The organism is Sagittula sp., assembly GCF_052825245.1.
Genome location: NZ_JBRBWD010000032.1, coordinates 263599 through 280883 on the forward strand (window position 1 = coordinate 263599; position 17285 = coordinate 280883).

The following is a 17285-nucleotide window of genomic DNA, read 5'->3' on the forward strand; positions in this document are numbered from 1 at the left end:
GCCTTTCCGTTCAGACAGGCGCCGTCACGCCCGCCGTCGGGAAGGTACGGTCCGCGCGGTAGGTCTTGAAGCTGGAAAGCGTCTGCGCATTGCATTCCGCCTGCCATTTCGAACCCTGCACCACGGCAGTGACCACCTTGTAGGCAGAACGGTAGCCGTGGGTGGCCGCGTTCTCCTCCATGGCGATAGCGACCATCCCGGCGACCTCGCCGCCCTGCCGCTCCACCAGTCGCACGGCACCGTCCATCGTGCCGCCGGTCTCGACCCATTGATCGGCCAGCAGGACACGCGTTCCCGGCGCAAAGGCAGGCGTCCGCATCTCCATGTCCTGTGTCCGGCCTGAGTAGTTGCCGTAACTCACGCTGTCGGTGTCGACGCACAGCTTGTTTGCCTTGCGGATCGGCAGGAAGCCCCGCCCCAGCCGGGCCGCCAGCGCCGCACCGAGGACAAAGCCCATGGCATCCAGCCCCGCGACAACGTCCACGTCATCGGCGTCGATCTCTGCGCAGAGATCGTCCAGGAGATCGCCGAAGGCCGCCGCGTTGATGTAGATCGAGGTCGGGTCGAGCCATGCGAACTTCGGCCCCTTGGTGTTGGGCGACATAAGCGAGAGGTACCAGCGGTCGTCACGGGGGCCTTTCAGATCGGTCATGGGTGCGCTCCTTTCCGGGCATTGCGCGTGACCTCCAGCAGGGCGTTCAGCCGCGCGGGGTCGATGTTGTGGAAATCGCCGTCAAAGTTGATCCCCGTCGCGACGAGGAAGATGTCCACCAGCGGCGCATAAAGATGCGCGTTCTCCGGCGTGATCCCTGAGGCCAGCGCCAGCGGCGCATCCCCCAGGGCCGCGCGGAAGGTGTCTATCTTGGTGAGGTCGGCCTCCTGCCCCGTGGCGATGCCCGACGTGCAGACCACGTCCATGTAGAGCAGCGCCTTGCGGGCCGCCTCGGCATGATCCTCGGGGTTCACGGGACGCTGCTTCTTGAAGGCGACACCGCCGAGGTAGAGGCCACCCCAACCGCTCTGCGCGCGGATTCGGGCGATCTGCTCCGCCTCCGCCTGCGCCTCCTCACGCTCGTCGATGCGGGCGTCGTCGGCCCAATAGGCGTCGATCCGGCAGCCTTCCTGCGCCAGTTGCCCCAGCACCGGAAACCCCACGCCGCCCGTTTGGGCAAGGAAGTTCACCCCCAGCCAGAGATCCGGTCGCGCGGCACGCACCTCCCGCAGGACCGGCAGGAAGTCCTCCATCGGGAAGTCGTGGTTGATGAGGAAGGCCCCCGGGCAACCGGCCCCCTCAACCGTATCGAGATTGCGGAGCGCCTGCCCCACATCCAGAACGTGAATGACCGGCGTGACCGCCGGGAGGCCGTCCTTGACCAGTCGATCAAAATTTGGGCGAACCATGCCGATCCTCCGATTTATTTACGCTTGGATAGGCACAGCCCGAGCATTGGGGAAATTCATTCTGGCAATGCCTGCATAAGGAATGAAAATGTCGGCATGGCCCGCAACATCCCCACCGACCTCCTGCGCAGCTTCGTCACCGTGGTCGACCTCGGCGGGTTCACCCGCGCCGCCGAAGCACTGGGACGCACCCAGCCCGCCATCTCGCTGCAGATCCGGCGGCTGGAGGATCTTCTGCAAACCAAGCTGATCCGCACCTCGGGCCGCCAGTTCGCGCTGACCGACGACGGTGTGGCGCTCGGCCCCTACGCGCGGCAGATGCTCCGGCTCAACGACGACATCCTCGCGCATTTCGCCGAAGCGGCCCTCAGCGGCTGGATCCGAGTCGGCGTTCCGACGGACTTCTCCCACACCTTCCTGCTGGACGCGATTGCCGACTTCGCCGCCCGCCACCCGGACGTGCGGATCGAGCTGGAAAGCCTTCTGTCCAAGGACTTGCGGGAGGCACTGGCCGCCGACCGCCTCGACATCTGCACCGCCATCGTGCCTGACGGCGACGTGCCTTACCTGGTGGAAAGCACCGCCGTGACACCGTTCTGGGTGGTCCGCGACACCTTCCAGACCGACCGCAAGGCGCCCCTGCCCATCGTCCGCCACCCCGATCCCTGCGAATACGCCGCGCGGATGCGTAATGCCCTCCGGGTCTCGGGTCGAGGCTGGCGCACCGCATTGGTATCACGTGACGTATCAGGGCTGCAGACCGCCGTACGTGCAGGCCTGGGCGCCACCGCCCTGACCCCCGCCACGCTCCTGCCCGGCATGCGCGTCGCACGCGAGGACGAAGGTTTTCCGCCGCTCGCCCCCCTCCGCATCGGGCTGTTCTACAAACACGCCGCCCTCAGCAAGGCCGGGCACGGGCTGGCACAACACCTCATGGAGCATATCCGGAAATCGGGTCAGAACGGCTTTCCATAAGCCGGGCAAATGCAGCCATACCAACTGGAAATTTCCCAAGCCGAAAATGGCGGCCCTATGCTTTCCCCACCAGAACGGCCGCAAAGGCCTGTCGACAAGGGGGTCACACATGTCCAAACCACTCACCCTGACGCGCCGGAGCCTGCTGCGCACCGCCGCCGGGGCTGCCCTGACCGCGCCGATGCTGAACCGCGCGTGGGCGCAGGAACCGACGACGATCAACATGCTCGCATGGTATGGCCACGCCGAGCCCGACATCGTGGCCGAGTTCGAGGCCGCCAACAACGTCAAGTTCGTGCCGAAGTACTACGCGGGCGGCGACAACATGCTGGCCCTGATCTCCCAGTCGCCCCCGGGGACCTACGACCTGATCCTTTCCGACGCCGAGTTCGTTCAGCAGCTCAACGCCGCCGGCTACATCGAGGAGATGGACCCCTCGCTCTATCCCTTCGACGACTTCTGGCCCGCCTACCAGAAATTCCCCGGCCACTGGACGGACGACACGCTCTGGTCGGTGATGGTGCGCTACGGCCTGCTCGGCGTCTCCTACAACACCGAGGCGCTGACCCGCGAAGAGGCGATGTCCTACAATGCCTTCTGGAACCCCAAGGTCACCGGCAAGGTCGGCCACTTCGACTGGCACCTGCCCAGCCTCGGCCAGATCTCGCTGCTGAACGGCAACCGCGCCCCCTCGCCCTACGACATCGACGAGACGGCCTGGGAAGCGGTGCAGGAAAAGACCCTTTCCCTGAAACCGCAGGTCGGCGGCTACTTCGACTACGGCGGTACCTTCGCTGCCCTGAAGAACGGCGAGATGCTGGCCATGTGCGGCATCGGCGACTGGATCACCGGCGTGCTGGAAAAGGACGGCGCCCCCGTGGCCTCCGTCATCCCCGAAGAGGGCGGCATCCAGTGGACCGAAAGCTATTCCATCGGCAAGGGCACGACGAAGCACGACATCATCAACAAGTTCATCCAGTACATGCTCTCGCCCGAGGGCCAGGTGAAGTCGATCCAGATGGCCGCCTACCCCGGCCTCTCGCCGACGAAATCCGGCTGGACCGCCATCCAGGAGGCCAACATGGCCGAGGCCGAGCGCTCCGGCCTGATCGAGGGCTCCGACCAGTCGCCGATCCGGCTGCTCGAGGAAGGCCGCCTGTTCTTCCGCGACATCCCGCGCCAGCAAAGTCTCGAGGACTGGAACGACTTCTGGTCGGAATACAAGACCGCCTGACCACCACGCGGCCGCAGGGCCGCGTGCGCGCGCCGGTCTCTCCTTCCCGGCGCGCGCACCCGACCGTCGCACACGTCCCGGCCTTCATCTTGGCCGAAATACCTCGGGGGGCCCGAAGGGCGGGGGCAGCGCCCCCTCCGCGGCCCGCCACAGGAACCGGCCCCTGATCCCCATGTCCAAACCCGCAGTCTATCCCTACGTCTGGCGCCTGCCGCTGCTGATCTGGCAGGGACTGTTCTTCCTCGGCCCGCTGGTCCTGATGGTCGCCATGTCGTTCTGGCTGGTCCGCAACTACCGGATGGAGCCGGCCTTCGTCTTCGACAACTGGGACCGGATGCTGGGCCGCGACTACTTCTGGAACGCCTATTGGGTCACGCTCTGGAGGGCGACGCTCGCCGCGGTCCTCTCCACGCTGATCGCCTTCCCCGCGGCCTTCGCGCTGGCCTTCCGCGTTTCGGAGACGACGCGCCGCTGGGCGGTCTTCTTCCTGATCGTGCCGTTCTTCACCTCCTACCTCGTGCGGGTCTACGCCTGGCAGGTGCTGCTTGCGGAAAGCGGGCCGCTCAATGCCATCATCGGCGGGCTTGGCCTTGGCCCCTTCACCATGCTCAACTCCGGCTTCGGCGCGATGGTGGGATACCTCACGCTCGTCCTGCCGCTGGTCGTGATCCTGCAGACCTTCTCGCTCGCCGCCATCGACCGCAACCTGATCGAAGCCGCCCGCAACCTCGGCGCTTCACCACGCGCGACACTGACGCAGGTGATCCTCCCTGCGGCGAAGGTCGGCCTGATCGTCGGCGCGGTGTTCGCCTTCATCCTGTCATTCGGCGATTTCGTCAGCCCGTTCTACCTCGGCGGATCGAAGCCGCCCACGCTGTCGATCCTCATCATCGACACGACAAAGTCCGGCCAGCAGTGGCCCCGCGCCGCCGTCGTTGCGATCATGATGATCGTCACGCTGTTCACTGTCGCCTTCGCCGCGGTCGGCGCCGCCTACGGGAGGCGCAAATGAAGCCCGGCGACATCCTTTCCCGCCTCTACCTCGCGGCGCTCTTCGCCTTCGTCTTCGCACCGATCGTCACCTCGATGATCTTCTCCTTCAACTCGGACCGCTTCCCGACCGTGCCGCTGGGCCACTTCACGACCCACTGGTACGAGACCGCGTTTTCGCGGCCCGAGGTCTGGACGGCCTTCCGCAACTCGCTGATCGTGGCGCTGTCCGCCGCGGCGTTATCCACAATCCTCGGCTTCGCCACTGCCTACACCGATTTCCGCTACAACTTCCGCTGGAAACCCGCCTATCTCGCCCTCGCCCTGCTGCCGCCGACCATTCCGCTCGTCATCATGGGGCTGGCGATGCTGGCGTGGCTCGGGCGGATTGGACTGTCGGGCACACTTCCCGGAATCGTCATCGCCCACACCGTGATGGGCGCGCCCTTTGCCATGGCGATCTGCCGGATGCGCCTGCAACAAATGGACCCGGCGCTCGAAGCCGCCGCGTGGAACCTCGGCGCCTCGCCGTGGCGCGCCATGCAGACCGTGGTCGTGCCATTCTGCCTGCCCGCACTCATCTCCGCCTTCTGCCTGACCGCCGCCGTGTCCTTCGACGAATTCGTCGTGTCGTGGTTCGTCTCGGGCCTGAACAAGACCGTCCCGGTCATGATCCTCGAAATCCTGCAGGGCAACGTCGATCCGCAGATCAACGCCATCGGCACGGTGGTCTTCCTGACCTCCATGACGCTGGTGATCGCCGCCCAGCTCCTGATCCTGAAGAAAAGCCGCTCATGACCACCGATCCGCTTGTCCGCTTCTCCGGCGTCCGCAAATCCTACAAGGGCTTCGAGGCGGTGAAAGGCATCGAACTCGACATCGGCCGCGGAGAGTTCGTCGCCATCATGGGTCCGTCGGGCTGTGGCAAGACCACGACGCTCAGGATGCTCGCCGGGCTGGAGACCCCGACCGAGGGCACGATCACCATAGACGGGCAGGTGATGAACAACGTGGCCGTGCACGAGCGCGACACGCCGATGGTCTGGCAGTCGCTGGCGCTGTTTCCCTTCCTGAACGTGAAGGAGAATGTCGAGTTCGGGCTGAAGATGCGCGGCGTCACCGCGCAGGACCGGCACGGGCGCGCGATGCTCTGGCTCGACCGCATGGGCCTGAAAGGGTTCGAGAAGCGCCGCATCGACGAACTGTCCGGGGGCCAGCGCCAGCGCGTCGCCCTTGCCCGGAGCCTCGTGACCGAACCGAAGATCCTGCTCCTGGACGAACCTCTCTCGGCGCTCGACGCGCACCTCGTGATCCGGATGCAGGGCGTGCTGACCCGGCTGCAGCGCGAGCTCGGCATCACCTTCGTCTACGTGACCCACTCGCAGTCCGAAGCCTTCGCCATGGCCGACCGCGTGGTCATCATGGGCCACGGCGAGATCGCCCAGATCGGCCAGCCGAAAGAGGTCTACCGCGCGCCGAAATCCCGCTTCGTGGCAGAGTTCGTGGGCCGCAACAACATCCTGCCGGGCGACGCCCCGGGACAGGAGATCGTCGTCGCCGCCGACCGGATGCAGGTCAGCGCGACACAACCGGACGCGCCTGCCATCCCTGCCGAATTCCTGTCGGAGGAGTTCGCGGGCACCGGCATCATCTGCTATTTCGAAGGGGCGGAAGGTCAGGAGCTGAAAGCGCAGGTCACGGAGGAGGCGCTGGAACGGCTCTCCCCCGAACCCGGCCAGCGCTTCTGGCTGAGCTGGCCGTCGGACGCGGCCCACACGATCACGGCATAAGGAGACGGCGATGGACATTCTCGTCAGGGGCGGCACCCTTCCGGACGGCACGCAGGCGGACATCGCAATCACCGGCGACCGCATCACCGCCATCGAACCCGGCATCACCGCCGAGGCGGGCGACGTCATCGACGCCACCGGCAAGCTGGTCTCCGCCCCCTTCTGCGACGTGCATTTCCACATGGACGCCACGCTGTCCTACGGGCGGCCAAGGGTGAACGCCTCCGGCACGCTGCTGGAAGGCATCGGTCTCTGGGGCGAGCTGAAGCGCCTCCAGTCGAAGGAGGACATCGTCACCCGTGCCCTCACCTATTGCCGCGAGGCGGTGGGCAAGGGCGTCCTCGCCATCCGCTCCCACGTCGATGTCACCGACGAAACCTTCAACACGGTCGAGGCGCTGCTGGAGGTCCGCGAGACGGTGAAGGACGTGCTCGACCTGCAACTGGTCGCCTTCCCGCAGGACGGCTGGTACCGCACCCCCGGTGCCGAGGATCAGGTCGTCCGCGCGCTGGACGCGGGCGTCGACGTGGTGGGCGGCATACCGCATTTCGAACGCACCATGGCCGATGGCGCGGCCTCCGTCACCGCCGCCTGCACGCTCGCTGCCGAACGGGGCCTGCGTGTGGATCTGCATTGCGACGAATCCGACGATCCCCTCTCCCGCCATATCGAGACGCTGGCGGCAGAGACCATCCGCTTCGGCCTGCAGGGCCGCACCGCGGGCAGCCACCTGACCTCCATGCACTCCATGGACAATTACTACGTCGCCAAGCTCCTGCCGCTGATCGCCGAGGCGCAGGTCGCCGCGATCCCCAACCCGCTGATCAACATCACCCTCCAGGGCCGCATGGACAGCTATCCGAAGCGGCGCGGCCTGACCCGCGTGCCGGAGCTGCGCGCCGCCGGCGTCACTGTCGCCTTCGGGCAGGACTGCGTGAAGGACCCGTGGTATCCGCTGGGATCGGGCGACATGCTCGACGTGGCGCACATGGGCCTGCACGTCGCGCTGATGACCGCGCCGGACCAGATGCGCGCGGCCTTCACCATGGTCACCGACACGCCGGCAGAGATCATGGGCCTCGACTTCGGCCTTGAGACGGGCAAACGCGCCTCGCTTGTCGTGCTCGACGCGCCCGACCCGGTCGAGGCGCTGCGCCTGCGCCCCGCCCGGCTGGCCGTCATCTCGAACGGCAAGGTCGTCGCCCGGACGGAGCCCGCCCGCACCACGCTTCACGCCTTCTGACGGCGCCCGGCGCGGAACGACATATCGTCCATCTCCCTATCGATTTCGCTTTGAGTTTGCCTGCGCAATCGGATTAAAGACGTCGCAGCGGTCCCTTAGCTCAACTGGATAGAGCAGCTGACTTCTAATCAGCAGGTTGAGGGTTCGAGTCCTTCAGGGATCGCCACTTTTCTGTCTTCGCGGCAAAGCCCCCTCACATTCCCGCCCGACACAGGAACAACGACGCCGTTAACCCGGCGCTAACCGATCTTGCGGCAATCTGCGTGTCGGGCACAGTGCGAGGGAGTCATGGTTGCCGTTGCATACACGGTCGCCTTCGAAGGCGTCGAGGCGCGGCCCGTCCAGGTTCAGTGCGCCGTCACCCCGGGCGTGCCCGCCTTCTCCATAGTCGGCCTGCCCGACAAGGCGGTCTCCGAAGCGCGGGACCGCGTGCGCACCGCGCTGACGTCGCTTTCCATCGCGCTCCCTTCGAAACGGATCACCATCAACCTGTCGCCCGCCGACATGCCGAAGGAGGGGTCGCACTTCGACCTGCCCATCGCGCTGGGGCTGCTGGCCGCGCTGGACATCGTGCCGAAGGACGCCGTGGCGCAGACCGTCGCCCTTGGCGAGCTGTCGCTGGACGGCGGTCTGGTCCCCGTTCTTGGCGCCCTGCCCGCCGCCATGGCCGCCGCCGAGGAGGACCGCATTCTGCTGTGTCCCCGCGCCTCCGGTGCGGAGGCCGCCTGGGTGGAGGCCTGCAATGTCCTCGGCGCCTCCAACCTCCTCGAGATCATCCGGCACTTCTCCGGGCAGGAGATCCTCGAACCGGCCAAACCCGGCGAGGTCCGCACCGACCCGTCCGCGCGCGACCTGCGCGACGTGAAGGGGCAGGAACGGGCAAAGCGCGCGCTGGAAATCGCCGCCGCCGGGCGCCACCACCTGATGATGATCGGGCCGCCGGGGTCCGGCAAGTCGATGCTGGCCGCCCGCCTGCCCTCTCTCCTGCCGCCGCTGACCGCGGTTGAGGCGCTGGAAACGTCGATGATCCACTCCATCGCCGGGCTCCTGACCGATGGCGGCATCTACCGCACCCGCCCCTTTCGCGAACCGCATCACACCGCTTCCATGGCGGCGCTGATCGGCGGCGGGCGCGGGGCGAAACCGGGCGAAATCAGTCTCGCCCACAACGGCGTGCTGTTCATGGACGAGTTTCCGGAATTCCCGCGCGCGGTGCTGGAAACCCTGCGCCAACCGGTCGAGACCGGAGAGGTCATGGTCGCGCGGGCCAATGCCCACATCCGCTATCCCTGCCGGTTCCTGCTGGTGGCGGCGGCCAACCCCTGCCGCTGCGGCCACTTGGCAGACGCGGGCCGCGCCTGTTCCAAGGCGCCGAACTGCGGCGAGGACTATCTCGGGCGGATCTCCGGCCCGATGATGGACCGCTTCGACCTGCGCATCGACGTGCCTGCCGTCGCCTATTCCGACCTCGACCTCCCGCCCTCCGGCGACACCTCCGCCGAGGTGGCGGCCCGAGTGGCGCAGGCCCGCGCGGTGCAGGAGACGCGCTTCGCGGCCTATCCCGAGCTGCGCACCAACGCCGACGCAGAAGGCAACCTGCTGGAGGGGATCGCGACGCTCGACACCGACAGCCGGGAACTGATGACACGCGCCGCCGACCGCTTCGGCCTGTCCGCGCGCGGCTACCACAGGGTCCTGCGCGTCGCGCGTACCATCGCCGATCTGGACGGCGCGGCGGACGTACTGCGCCCCCACGTGGCAGAAGCGCTCAGCTACCGGATGCCATCGTCGAACGACGCCTGAACGAAGCGCGCCGCGCGGGCCAACGTGTCCCGCGCTTCGGGGATCCAGCCCTGGAACAGCGGCCATGCATGGGGGGCGGTGGGGTGTATCTCATGCGAGACCTCGGCGCCGCCTTCCTCCAGCCGTTTCGCCATCTCGCCGATCTCGCTGAACAGGATTTCGGTGCGGGAAGACGTGAGCATCACGGGCGGGCAGTCCGGGAATTCCGCGTAGAGCGGCGAAGCCCTCGGGTCGCGCGGATCGGCCCCGGCAAGGAACATGCCGGTCAGTTCGGCAACCCTGTCGGCCGGCAACAACGGATCGCGCACGGCATTCGAGCGGAGAGACGCCCCGGTCATGGCAAGGTCCACCCACGGGGAAAAGACCACGGCGCCCGCCGGAGCCTCCCGCCGCAGGCAGAGGGCCGACAAGAGGGCCAGCGCAATTCCGCCCCCCGCCGAGTCGCCCCCCAGCACGACATCGCCCGGACGGTACCCCAGCGCCATCAGACGGTCCCAGGCGGCCAGTGCCGCGTCGAAGGGCGCGGGGAAAGGTTCCTCCTGCAGCAGCGGATACTTCGCTGCCGCGACCTCCACCCCCGCCATGCCGGACAGGACGCCCAGCATCGCACGGTGGGTATGCGGGCTGCCAGACACGTAGCCGCCACCGTGGAAGTAGAGGATGACCCGGCGCGGCGCACATTTGCTGCAGGATATCCAGAACAGGCCGCCGGGACGTTCCTGGAACCGCAGGAACGGCGGATGGACGGCAAAGCGCGCGCCGCGATCCACGCTGCGCGCCGCATCTTCCGGCGCGCGCGTGCGCCCGATCCGGGGTTTGACCAACAGCCGCAACTGCGCGTTCAGCAGCCGCAGCTGCCAGCTCATGAGATGCGGGCCTCGATCGCCTGCCAGATCCGCTCCGCCACGTTGATGCCGTCGAAGCGCTCAAGCTCCTGGATGCCGGTGGGCGAGGTCACGTTGATCTCGGTCAGCCAGTCGCCGATCACGTCGATGCCCACGAAGATCTGGCCGTTTTCCCGCAGCGTCGGTCCGATGGCCGCGCAGATCTCGCGGTCACGGTCGGTCAGCTCGACCTTCTCAGGACGCCCGCCGACGTGCATGTTGGACCGCACTTCGCCCTCTGCAGGGACACGGTTGATCGCACCGACCGGCTCGCCGTCGACGAGGATGACCCGCTTGTCGCCCTTCGTCACCGCCGGCAGGTATTTCTGCACGATCAGCGGCTCGCGCGAGAAGCCGGTGAACAGTTCGTGCAGCGAGCTGAGGTTGCGGTCGTCGGCCGTCAGGCGGAACACGCCCGCGCCGCCGTTGCCGTAGAGCGGCTTGAGGATGATGTCGCCGTGCTTGGCGCGGAAGCGTCTGATCGCCAGCAGGTCGCGGGCGATCATGGTCGGCGGCGTCAGGTCGCGGAACTTCAGCACCAGCAGCTTCTCGGGGAAGTTGCGCACCCAGAAGGGATCATTGACGACAAGCGTGTCACCCTTCAGCCAGTCCAGCAGGTGGGTGGTGGTGATGTAGTGCATGTCGAACGGCGGATCCTGACGCAGCCAGACCACGTCCATGTCCGCCAGATCGACGGTCACCCGTTCACCGAGGATGGCGGGCGTGCCCTCGACACGCTGGACCGTCATCCAGTGGCCGGTCGCGGTGATCCGGCCCTCGTCGAAGGCCAGTTGATCCGGCCCGTAATAGAACAGCTCGTGTCCGCGCGCCTGAGCTTCCTCGGCGATGCGGAATGTACTGTCGGCGTTGATGTTCACCCCGAGGATCGGGTCCATCTGGAAGGCGATTTTCATGGCTATACCCTGGCAGTTCGCCCCATAGATGACCCATGGACCCGCCAGAGGCAATGCACCGACGATGTGCGCAGGGCTAGCAGTGGCCGATTGCGTTCTCGATCACCCGGATTTGCCCGTACCCGTCGACCATCGCGAGGTCGAAACGCACATCGGTCAGCGACCCGCGCGGCTGCGTTCCAAGAAATTCTTCCGCCGCGCTGATGATCCGGTTCATCTGCTGGCGCGAGAGCCGTTCGGCGGCGCGCTGGAAGGACCGGCTCTTCTTGACCTCCACGAAGATCAGGCCGTCGCCGTCCCGCACGATGAGGTCGATTTCGCCGCCCTGTCCGCGCCACCGCCGACGGGCCAGAGGAAATCCGCGCCGCTCGTAATCCTGGGCAACGCGCAGTTCCGCGGATGCACCCGCCTCGTACCCGGTGCGCCCTGCGTCCCGCTTGGCGCGTCGCACCGTATCCTGTTTTGGCACCTGAACCGCCCGGTCAGGCGCAGGGGCGGACCAGTCCCAGAGCGACATCTGCCTCGTATCCACAGTCCCCGACCGATGAACCATCGTGTTCTTCCTTCGCCAACACGCAGGAACCGCAGCGTCAGCCGCCATCCACGTCTGTGTGTTCCTTCGCCAACCGCATCGCCATCTGATAAACCGGCCGCCGCTTCACGCCGAACCGGGTAGAGACATAATCGGCTGCGTCCCGCACGGTCATCGTCTCAAGCGCCGCGTTCACTTCCTGTTCTATGTCGATTTCCCTAATGTTTCCTGAATCCCCTTTGCCGATCACCACCACGATTTCGCCGCGTGCAGCGGATTGGGCGTAGTGGGTTGCCAGTTCTGACAGGGGTCCCCGGCGGATTTCCTCGAACTTTTTCGTCAATTCCCGGCAGACGGCCGCCGGACGGTCTCCGAGCCGGTCGGCGGCGTCAGCCAGCATCGCGGCCACCCGCTTTGGCGATTCGTAGAACACCAGTGTTGCCGCGATGCCCGTCAGCTCGTCCAGCGCCTTGCGGCGCGCCGCACCCGCGTTCGGCAGGAAGCCGAGGAACATGAACCGGTCGGTCGGCAGGCCAGCCAGCGTCAGCGCAGAGATGGCAGCAGAAACCCCAGGCGCGGTCGTGACCGCCAGACCCGCCTCCGTCGCCTCCCGCGCGAGGTCGAATCCCGGGTCAGAAACCATCGGCGTCCCGGCCTCGGATGCATAAGCAACGGCCCTGCCCGCCACGATCTCGTCCAGCACCCGATGACGGGTCCTGTCGCCACTGTGATCGTGATAGGCAAGAAGCTGCCGTTCTCGCAGCGGGATGCCGTGCAGGTCCATCAGGTGCCGAAGCGAGCGCGTGTCCTCCGCCACGAGCACGTCCGCATCGCGCAGGACATCAAGTGCCCTAAGGGTAATGTCGCGCGCGTTCCCGATGGGCACGGCCACGAGGTACAGGCCCGCGGCCAATTTGCCGCCGATCCCGGTCTTATCCGGATAAGTCACTGGCCCCGCCTTTCGTGCTCGCCTATGATCGTGTCAAACCCGTGCGGGTCACTCACCCCGCACCACGACACGACGAGGGAGTCTCCATGTTCACCGTTTTGCCCCGCCTTCGCAAGGCGTTGCGCCCGCTTGCCGCACTGACCGCGGCTGCCCTTCTGTCTGCCTGCGACCCGACGATGGTCGGCGGTCTTGGCGGATCCGGCGCCAGCACCGGCGGTCCCAGCATCGACGCCAGCGCCCCGATCCCCGTGGCGCTCCTGGTGCCGAAATCCGACTCCGGCGCCGGTCCGGTGGCCGTATCGCTGGAGAACGCCGCCCGCCTCGCCATCCGGGAGCAGTCCGGCGTGCAGATCGACCTGCGTGTCTATGACACCGGCGGGCAGTCGGCGCAGGCCGCCGCGCAGGCGCAGAAGGCCGTGGACGACGGCGCGAAGATCATTCTCGGCCCGCTGTTCTCCGAAGCGGCCAATGCCGCCGGTGCCGCGGTGGCCGACGAGGGCGTGAACGTCCTGAGCTTCTCGAACACCACCGCCATTGCCGGGGGCAACGTCTTCATCCTCGGGCCGACCTTCGCCAACACGGCGGACCGCCTGATGGCCCATGCCCGCAAGCGCGGCAAGAAGAGCATCGTCATCGTCTACTCCGACGACGTGCCCGGCCAGTTCGGCAAGGCCGCCATCGAGCAGGCCGCCACCGCAAACGGCATCCGCGTCGTCTCAGCAGAGCCCTACTCGCTCTCCGTCGCCGGTGTCTCGGCCGCGGCGCAGCGCGCGGGCGCAACGGTGAAGTCCGGGGCTGCCGACACGGTCTTCATCACCACCGATGCGACAAACGCCGCCATGCCGATGCTGCTGAACCAGCTGCCGGAGAACGGCGTGACCCCGGGCCAGATCCAGTACGTCGGCCTGACCCGCTGGGACGTGCGGCCGGATCTCTTCGCATTGCCGGGCGCGCAGGGCGCATGGTTCGCCATCCCCGACACCCAGCGGCAGGAAGCGTTCAACCAGCGCTACGCCTCCACCTTCGGCTCCGCGGCACATCCGCTCGCCGGGCTGGCTTATGACGGTATTTCCGCCATCGCGCTTCTCGCCAAGCAAGGCAGAAGCGACGCATTGACCGGAAAATCCCTCACATCTTCTGGCTTTACCGGCACCGGCGGTGTATTCCGGCTGCTCAAAGACGGCACGAACGAGCGCGCGCTGGCCGTCGCGACGGTACAGAACAACCAGATGGTGATCCTTGACCCTGCCCCCCGCAACCTCTCCGGCGCAGGTTTCTGACGCAGACCCGGGTACGCTGCCGACCGACCTGATCGCGTCGGCAGCAGATATCTTCGACCTTCCGGCCGTGAGGGCAGAGCTGTTCGCAGCCCTGCCCACCGGCGCGGAGAACGGTGTCCGCAAGGCCACCGTTTCGGTCCTCTCAGCGGCGGCGAAGCACGGGCGCGACACGGTGCAGGCCGCCTTCGAACGCGAACCCTTCGGCTCCCGCCGCACGACACGGGCCTATACCTGGATCACCGACGGGCTGGTCACCCTGGCCTTCGAGGTCGCGACGCAGGTCATCCACCCCAACCCCAGCCCGACCCGGTCCGAACGCATCGCCGTTCTCGCGGTCGGCGGTTACGGCCGGGGCGAGATGGCGCCCTATTCCGACGTCGACCTGCTGTTCCTGACCCCCTACAAGATCACGCCCTGGGCCGAGAGCGTCATCGAATCGATGCTCTACATCCTGTGGGACCTGAAGCTGAAGGTCGGCCATTCCTCCCGCACCGTCCGGGATTGCGTCCGCCTCGGCGGCGAGGATTTCACCATCCGGACCGCCATGCTCGAAAGCCGCTACCTGATCGGCGACGAGAAGCTGGCCAACAACCTTGAAGAAAAGCTCTGGTCCGACCTCTTCGAAGGGACGGAGCGAGAATTCGTCAAGGCCAAGCTGGAGGAGCGCGACGCCCGCCACGGCAAGCAGGGCCAGCGCTACATGGTCGAGCCCAACGTCAAGGAGGGCAAGGGCGGCCTGCGCGATCTCCAGTCGCTGTTCTGGATCACGAAATACGTGCATCACACCGACGATGTCGGACAGCTCGTCCGCAGCGGGGTGTTCCTGCCCGAGGAATACGAGACCTTCGTTCAGGCCGAACGCTTTCTCTGGGCGGTGCGCATTCACCTGCACCTGCTGGCGGGCCGCGCGGTGGAGCAACTGACCTTCGACATGCAGGTCGAAGTCTCGGCCCGCATGGGCTACAACGACCGCGGCGGGCGGCGCGCCGTGGAATGGTTCATGCAGGACTATTTCCGCCACGCTACCGCGGTGGGCGACCTGACCCGCATCCTTCTGACCTCGCTGGAGGCGGACCATTCCAAGGGGCCGCCGCTGCTGGAACGGTTCTTCAAGCGCGCCCCCGAGACGGGCGATGGCTACAGCGTGGTGAACGGGCGGCTGGCGATTGCCGACGACAAGGCCTTCCTCGCCGACCCGCTGAACCTGCTCCGCATCTACGAGGAAGCGTTGCGCACCGGGCTGCTGATCCATCCGGACGCCATGCGGTTGATCAAGGCCAACCTGCACCTCATCAACGACGCCATGCGGAAAAACCCGCAGGCGCAGGAGCTGTTCCTCAACCTTCTGCTGAACCACGGGAACCCGGAACGTGCGCTGCGCCGGATGAACGAGCTTGGCGTGCTTGCCGCCTTCATCCCCGAATTCGCGCCCATCGTGGCGATGATGCAGTTCAACATGTACCACCACTACACGGTGGACGAACACACCATCCAGTGCATCTGGCACCTGTCGGAGATCGAGCACGGGCACCTGAAGGAAGAGCTGGTCGTCTCCTCCTCGATCCTCGACGAAGGCGTGAACCGCCGGGTGCTTTATGTTGCGCTGCTGCTGCATGACATCGGCAAGGGCCGGGACGAGGATCACTCGATCATCGGCGCCCGCATCTCCCGCACGGTGGCGCCGCGCCTCGGGCTCAACAAGGAAGAATGCGAGACGGTGGAATGGCTGGTCCGCTACCACCTGCTGATGTCCGACATGGCGCAGAAACGCGACATCGCCGACCCGCGCACCGTGCGCGACTTCGCCAAGGCGGTGAAGACGGTCGAGCGGCTGAACCTGCTGACGGTGCTGACGGTCTGCGACATCCGCGGCGTGGGTCCCGGCACGTGGAACAACTGGAAGGCCGCGCTGCTGCGCGCCCTCTACCGCCAGACCCGCCGCGCGCTCGAAGGCGGCATGGAAGAGCTGAACCGCGAAAAGCGCGGCACCGTGGCCAAGCAGGAACTGCGCGAGAAGCTGTCTGACTGGTCGGAGGCCGATCTGGCGCATGAAACCTCGCGGCATTATGGACCCTACTGGCAGGGCCTGCATGTCACCGCGCATGTCATCTTTGCCAACCTGCTGCGCGGGCTCACGGACGACGAGGTGCGGATGGACATCCATCCCGACGACGACCGCGACGCCACCCGCGTCTGCTTTGCGCTTCAGGATCATCCCGGCATCTTCTCCCGCCTGACCGGCGCGCTTGCGCTGTCGGGCGCCAACGTGGTGGACGCGCGGACCTTCACGACCCGCGACGGCTATGCCACGGCGGTCTTCTGGATACAGGATGCGGACGGCGCCCCCTACGAGGAAGTGCGCATCCCCCGCCTGCGCGAAACCATCCGCAAGACCCTGACCGGAGAGGTCGTGGCCCGCGAGGCGGTGAAATCCCGCGACAAGTACAAGAAGCGCGAAAAGGCCTTCAAGGTGCCGACCCACATCACCTTCGACAACGAAGGGTCCGAGATCTTCACGATCATCGAGGTGGATACCCGCGACCGGCCTTCGCTGCTCTACGATCTGGCGCGTGTGCTGGCGAGCCAGAACATCTACATCGCCTCCGCCGTCATCGCCACCTATGGTGAACAGGTGGTCGATACCTTCTACGTGAAGGACATGTTCGGGCTGAAGCTGCACTCCAAGACGAAACGCGACATGATCGAGAAGAAGCTGCGGCTGGCGATGGCAGAAGGGGCGGAACGCGCCTACGGCTGAAGCGCGCGCGCCCCGGCCTGCTGCGCCCTCGCGGCCCATGCCGGCCGCCGATAACCCAGCCAGCGGTCTGCAAAGGCGGCGTAGTCGGGATGCCCGTGGTCGAGCTGCATGAAATCCAGCGCCTCGGCCCGGCTGTGAAAGTTCTCCGTCTCCCACGGCGCATCGTCGAGCAGCATCTGCAACATCCGGCACATGCCGTAGGTCACGTCATCGGTCACGAAACAGGCGTGTCGGACGTTTGCCGACTGCGCCAGGAAGGTCCGGCGCGACTTCATGGCGACGGCGCGCATCTCGGCGTAGCCGTGGTTCGGAAAGCGGCATCCGTCGAGGTCGAAGAGGATGCTCTGGCTCGGCTCGAAATCGGGGTCCTGGGCATACGCCGCGATGGAGTCGAGATGCTCCAGCGGATCCACGTCGCCTCTCAGCGTGACTACGACCGCCCCGAGACTCTTGTGTATGCGGTATCCAATTCCCAAGCTGCCCCCGCTGAGCGTCAGGAAAGTTGACTGGTAAACTGTCTTAGCACCTTTTT

16 protein-coding genes and 1 tRNA gene are annotated in these 17285 nt (G+C 66.4%); 10 read left to right on the top strand and 7 right to left on the bottom strand.

The window, feature by feature from the left end:
* Positions 1–10 precede the first annotated feature (10 nt).
* Entirely contained in the window at positions 11–652 is a 642-nt protein-coding gene (locus ACU0DV_RS12245) for a phosphoribosyltransferase family protein (protein WP_446242586.1), read from the bottom strand.
* Positions 649–1401 (bottom strand): BtpA/SgcQ family protein, encoded by a 753-nt coding sequence (locus ACU0DV_RS12250; RefSeq protein WP_446242585.1) that lies wholly within the window; start codon positions 1399–1401, stop codon positions 649–651. The genes ACU0DV_RS12245 and ACU0DV_RS12250 overlap by 4 nt, the downstream gene beginning before the upstream one ends.
* 96 nt (positions 1402–1497) lie before the next feature.
* Here ACU0DV_RS12250 and ACU0DV_RS12255 point away from each other — a divergent pair, with 96 nt between their 5' ends.
* From ACU0DV_RS12255 to ACU0DV_RS12290, 8 genes are all read left to right on the top strand, one after another.
* Positions 1498–2376 (top strand): LysR family transcriptional regulator, encoded by an 879-nt coding sequence (locus tag ACU0DV_RS12255; RefSeq protein ID WP_446242584.1) that lies wholly within the window; start codon positions 1498–1500, stop codon positions 2374–2376.
* A gap of 109 nt (positions 2377–2485) precedes the next feature.
* Positions 2486–3610 carry an ABC transporter substrate-binding protein gene (locus tag ACU0DV_RS12260; RefSeq protein ID WP_446242583.1) on the top strand — a complete coding sequence of 375 codons (1125 nt, stop codon included), beginning with the start codon at positions 2486–2488 and terminating at the stop codon, positions 3608–3610.
* Between the two features lie 172 nt (positions 3611–3782).
* Positions 3783–4622 (top strand): ABC transporter permease, encoded by an 840-nt coding sequence (locus ACU0DV_RS12265; protein ID WP_100928931.1) that lies wholly within the window; start codon positions 3783–3785, stop codon positions 4620–4622.
* A complete protein-coding gene (locus ACU0DV_RS12270) occupies positions 4619–5398 on the top strand; it encodes an ABC transporter permease (RefSeq protein ID WP_446242582.1) in 780 nt (259 codons plus the stop codon). The genes ACU0DV_RS12265 and ACU0DV_RS12270 overlap by 4 nt, the downstream gene beginning before the upstream one ends.
* On the top strand, positions 5395–6390 hold the full coding sequence (locus tag ACU0DV_RS12275) for an ABC transporter ATP-binding protein (protein WP_446242581.1): 996 nt from the start codon (positions 5395–5397) through the stop codon (positions 6388–6390). Before ACU0DV_RS12270 ends, ACU0DV_RS12275 begins: the two co-directional genes overlap by 4 nt.
* 10 nt (positions 6391–6400) lie before the next feature.
* A complete protein-coding gene (locus ACU0DV_RS12280; protein WP_446242580.1) occupies positions 6401–7633 on the top strand; it encodes a cytosine deaminase in 1233 nt (410 codons plus the stop codon).
* Positions 7634–7722: 89 nt separating this feature from the next.
* Positions 7723–7799, top strand: a tRNA-Arg gene (locus ACU0DV_RS12285).
* A 122-nt stretch (positions 7800–7921) separates the two neighbouring features.
* Positions 7922–9436, top strand: coding sequence for a YifB family Mg chelatase-like AAA ATPase (locus ACU0DV_RS12290; RefSeq protein WP_446242579.1), 1515 nt, complete (start codon positions 7922–7924; stop codon positions 9434–9436).
* Here the strand turns inward: ACU0DV_RS12290 and ACU0DV_RS12295 are convergent.
* The 4 genes from ACU0DV_RS12295 to rsmI form a co-directional block, all read right to left on the bottom strand.
* Positions 9406–10302 (bottom strand): alpha/beta hydrolase fold domain-containing protein, encoded by an 897-nt coding sequence (locus tag ACU0DV_RS12295; RefSeq protein WP_446242578.1) that lies wholly within the window; start codon positions 10300–10302, stop codon positions 9406–9408. The genes ACU0DV_RS12290 and ACU0DV_RS12295 overlap by 31 nt on opposite strands.
* On the bottom strand, positions 10299–11234 hold the full coding sequence (gene gshB / locus ACU0DV_RS12300) for a glutathione synthase (RefSeq protein WP_100928373.1): 936 nt from the start codon (positions 11232–11234) through the stop codon (positions 10299–10301). The genes ACU0DV_RS12295 and gshB overlap by 4 nt, the downstream gene beginning before the upstream one ends.
* A gap of 76 nt (positions 11235–11310) precedes the next feature.
* Positions 11311–11703, bottom strand: coding sequence for a YraN family protein (locus ACU0DV_RS12305; protein WP_446273547.1), 393 nt, complete (start codon positions 11701–11703; stop codon positions 11311–11313).
* Between the two features lie 121 nt (positions 11704–11824).
* Positions 11825–12679, bottom strand: coding sequence for a 16S rRNA (cytidine(1402)-2'-O)-methyltransferase (rsmI, locus tag ACU0DV_RS12310; protein WP_446273548.1), 855 nt, complete (start codon positions 12677–12679; stop codon positions 11825–11827).
* A gap of 122 nt (positions 12680–12801) precedes the next feature.
* On the opposite strand from rsmI, the gene ACU0DV_RS12315 reads away from it, so the two are divergent.
* Together ACU0DV_RS12315 and ACU0DV_RS12320 are read left to right on the top strand one after the other, a co-directional pair.
* Positions 12802–13995 (top strand): penicillin-binding protein activator, encoded by a 1194-nt coding sequence (locus ACU0DV_RS12315; protein WP_100928376.1) that lies wholly within the window; start codon positions 12802–12804, stop codon positions 13993–13995.
* Positions 13961–16753: a [protein-PII] uridylyltransferase gene (locus tag ACU0DV_RS12320; protein WP_446242808.1), complete on the top strand. Its 2793-nt coding sequence runs from the start codon at positions 13961–13963 to the stop codon at positions 16751–16753. The genes ACU0DV_RS12315 and ACU0DV_RS12320 overlap by 35 nt, the downstream gene beginning before the upstream one ends.
* On the opposite strand, the gene ACU0DV_RS12325 is transcribed toward ACU0DV_RS12320, so the two are convergent.
* Positions 16744–17166 (bottom strand): hypothetical protein, encoded by a 423-nt coding sequence (locus ACU0DV_RS12325; RefSeq protein ID WP_446242576.1) that lies wholly within the window; start codon positions 17164–17166, stop codon positions 16744–16746. The two genes, ACU0DV_RS12320 and ACU0DV_RS12325, sit on opposite strands and share 10 nt — an antisense overlap.
* Positions 17167–17285 lie beyond the last annotated feature (119 nt).

Excerpts from the sequence above, each read along its gene's own strand:
- ACU0DV_RS12245 (WP_446242586.1), bottom strand. The coding sequence starts at position 652 with ATGACCGATCTGAAAGGCCCCCGTGACGACCGCTGGTACCTCTCGCTT.
- ACU0DV_RS12250 (WP_446242585.1), bottom strand. The coding sequence starts at position 1,401 with ATGGTTCGCCCAAATTTTGATCGACTGGTCAAGGACGGCCTCCCGGCG.
- ACU0DV_RS12255 (WP_446242584.1), top strand. The coding sequence starts at position 1,498 with ATGGCCCGCAACATCCCCACCGACCTCCTGCGCAGCTTCGTCACCGTG.
- ACU0DV_RS12260 (WP_446242583.1), top strand. The coding sequence starts at position 2,486 with ATGTCCAAACCACTCACCCTGACGCGCCGGAGCCTGCTGCGCACCGCC.
- ACU0DV_RS12265 (WP_100928931.1), top strand. The coding sequence starts at position 3,783 with ATGTCCAAACCCGCAGTCTATCCCTACGTCTGGCGCCTGCCGCTGCTG.
- ACU0DV_RS12270 (WP_446242582.1), top strand. The coding sequence starts at position 4,619 with ATGAAGCCCGGCGACATCCTTTCCCGCCTCTACCTCGCGGCGCTCTTC.
- ACU0DV_RS12275 (WP_446242581.1), top strand. The coding sequence starts at position 5,395 with ATGACCACCGATCCGCTTGTCCGCTTCTCCGGCGTCCGCAAATCCTAC.
- ACU0DV_RS12280 (WP_446242580.1), top strand. The coding sequence starts at position 6,401 with ATGGACATTCTCGTCAGGGGCGGCACCCTTCCGGACGGCACGCAGGCG.
- ACU0DV_RS12290 (WP_446242579.1), top strand. The coding sequence starts at position 7,922 with ATGGTTGCCGTTGCATACACGGTCGCCTTCGAAGGCGTCGAGGCGCGG.
- ACU0DV_RS12295 (WP_446242578.1), bottom strand. The coding sequence starts at position 10,302 with ATGAGCTGGCAGCTGCGGCTGCTGAACGCGCAGTTGCGGCTGTTGGTC.
- gshB (WP_100928373.1), bottom strand. The coding sequence starts at position 11,234 with ATGAAAATCGCCTTCCAGATGGACCCGATCCTCGGGGTGAACATCAAC.
- ACU0DV_RS12315 (WP_100928376.1), top strand. The coding sequence starts at position 12,802 with ATGTTCACCGTTTTGCCCCGCCTTCGCAAGGCGTTGCGCCCGCTTGCC.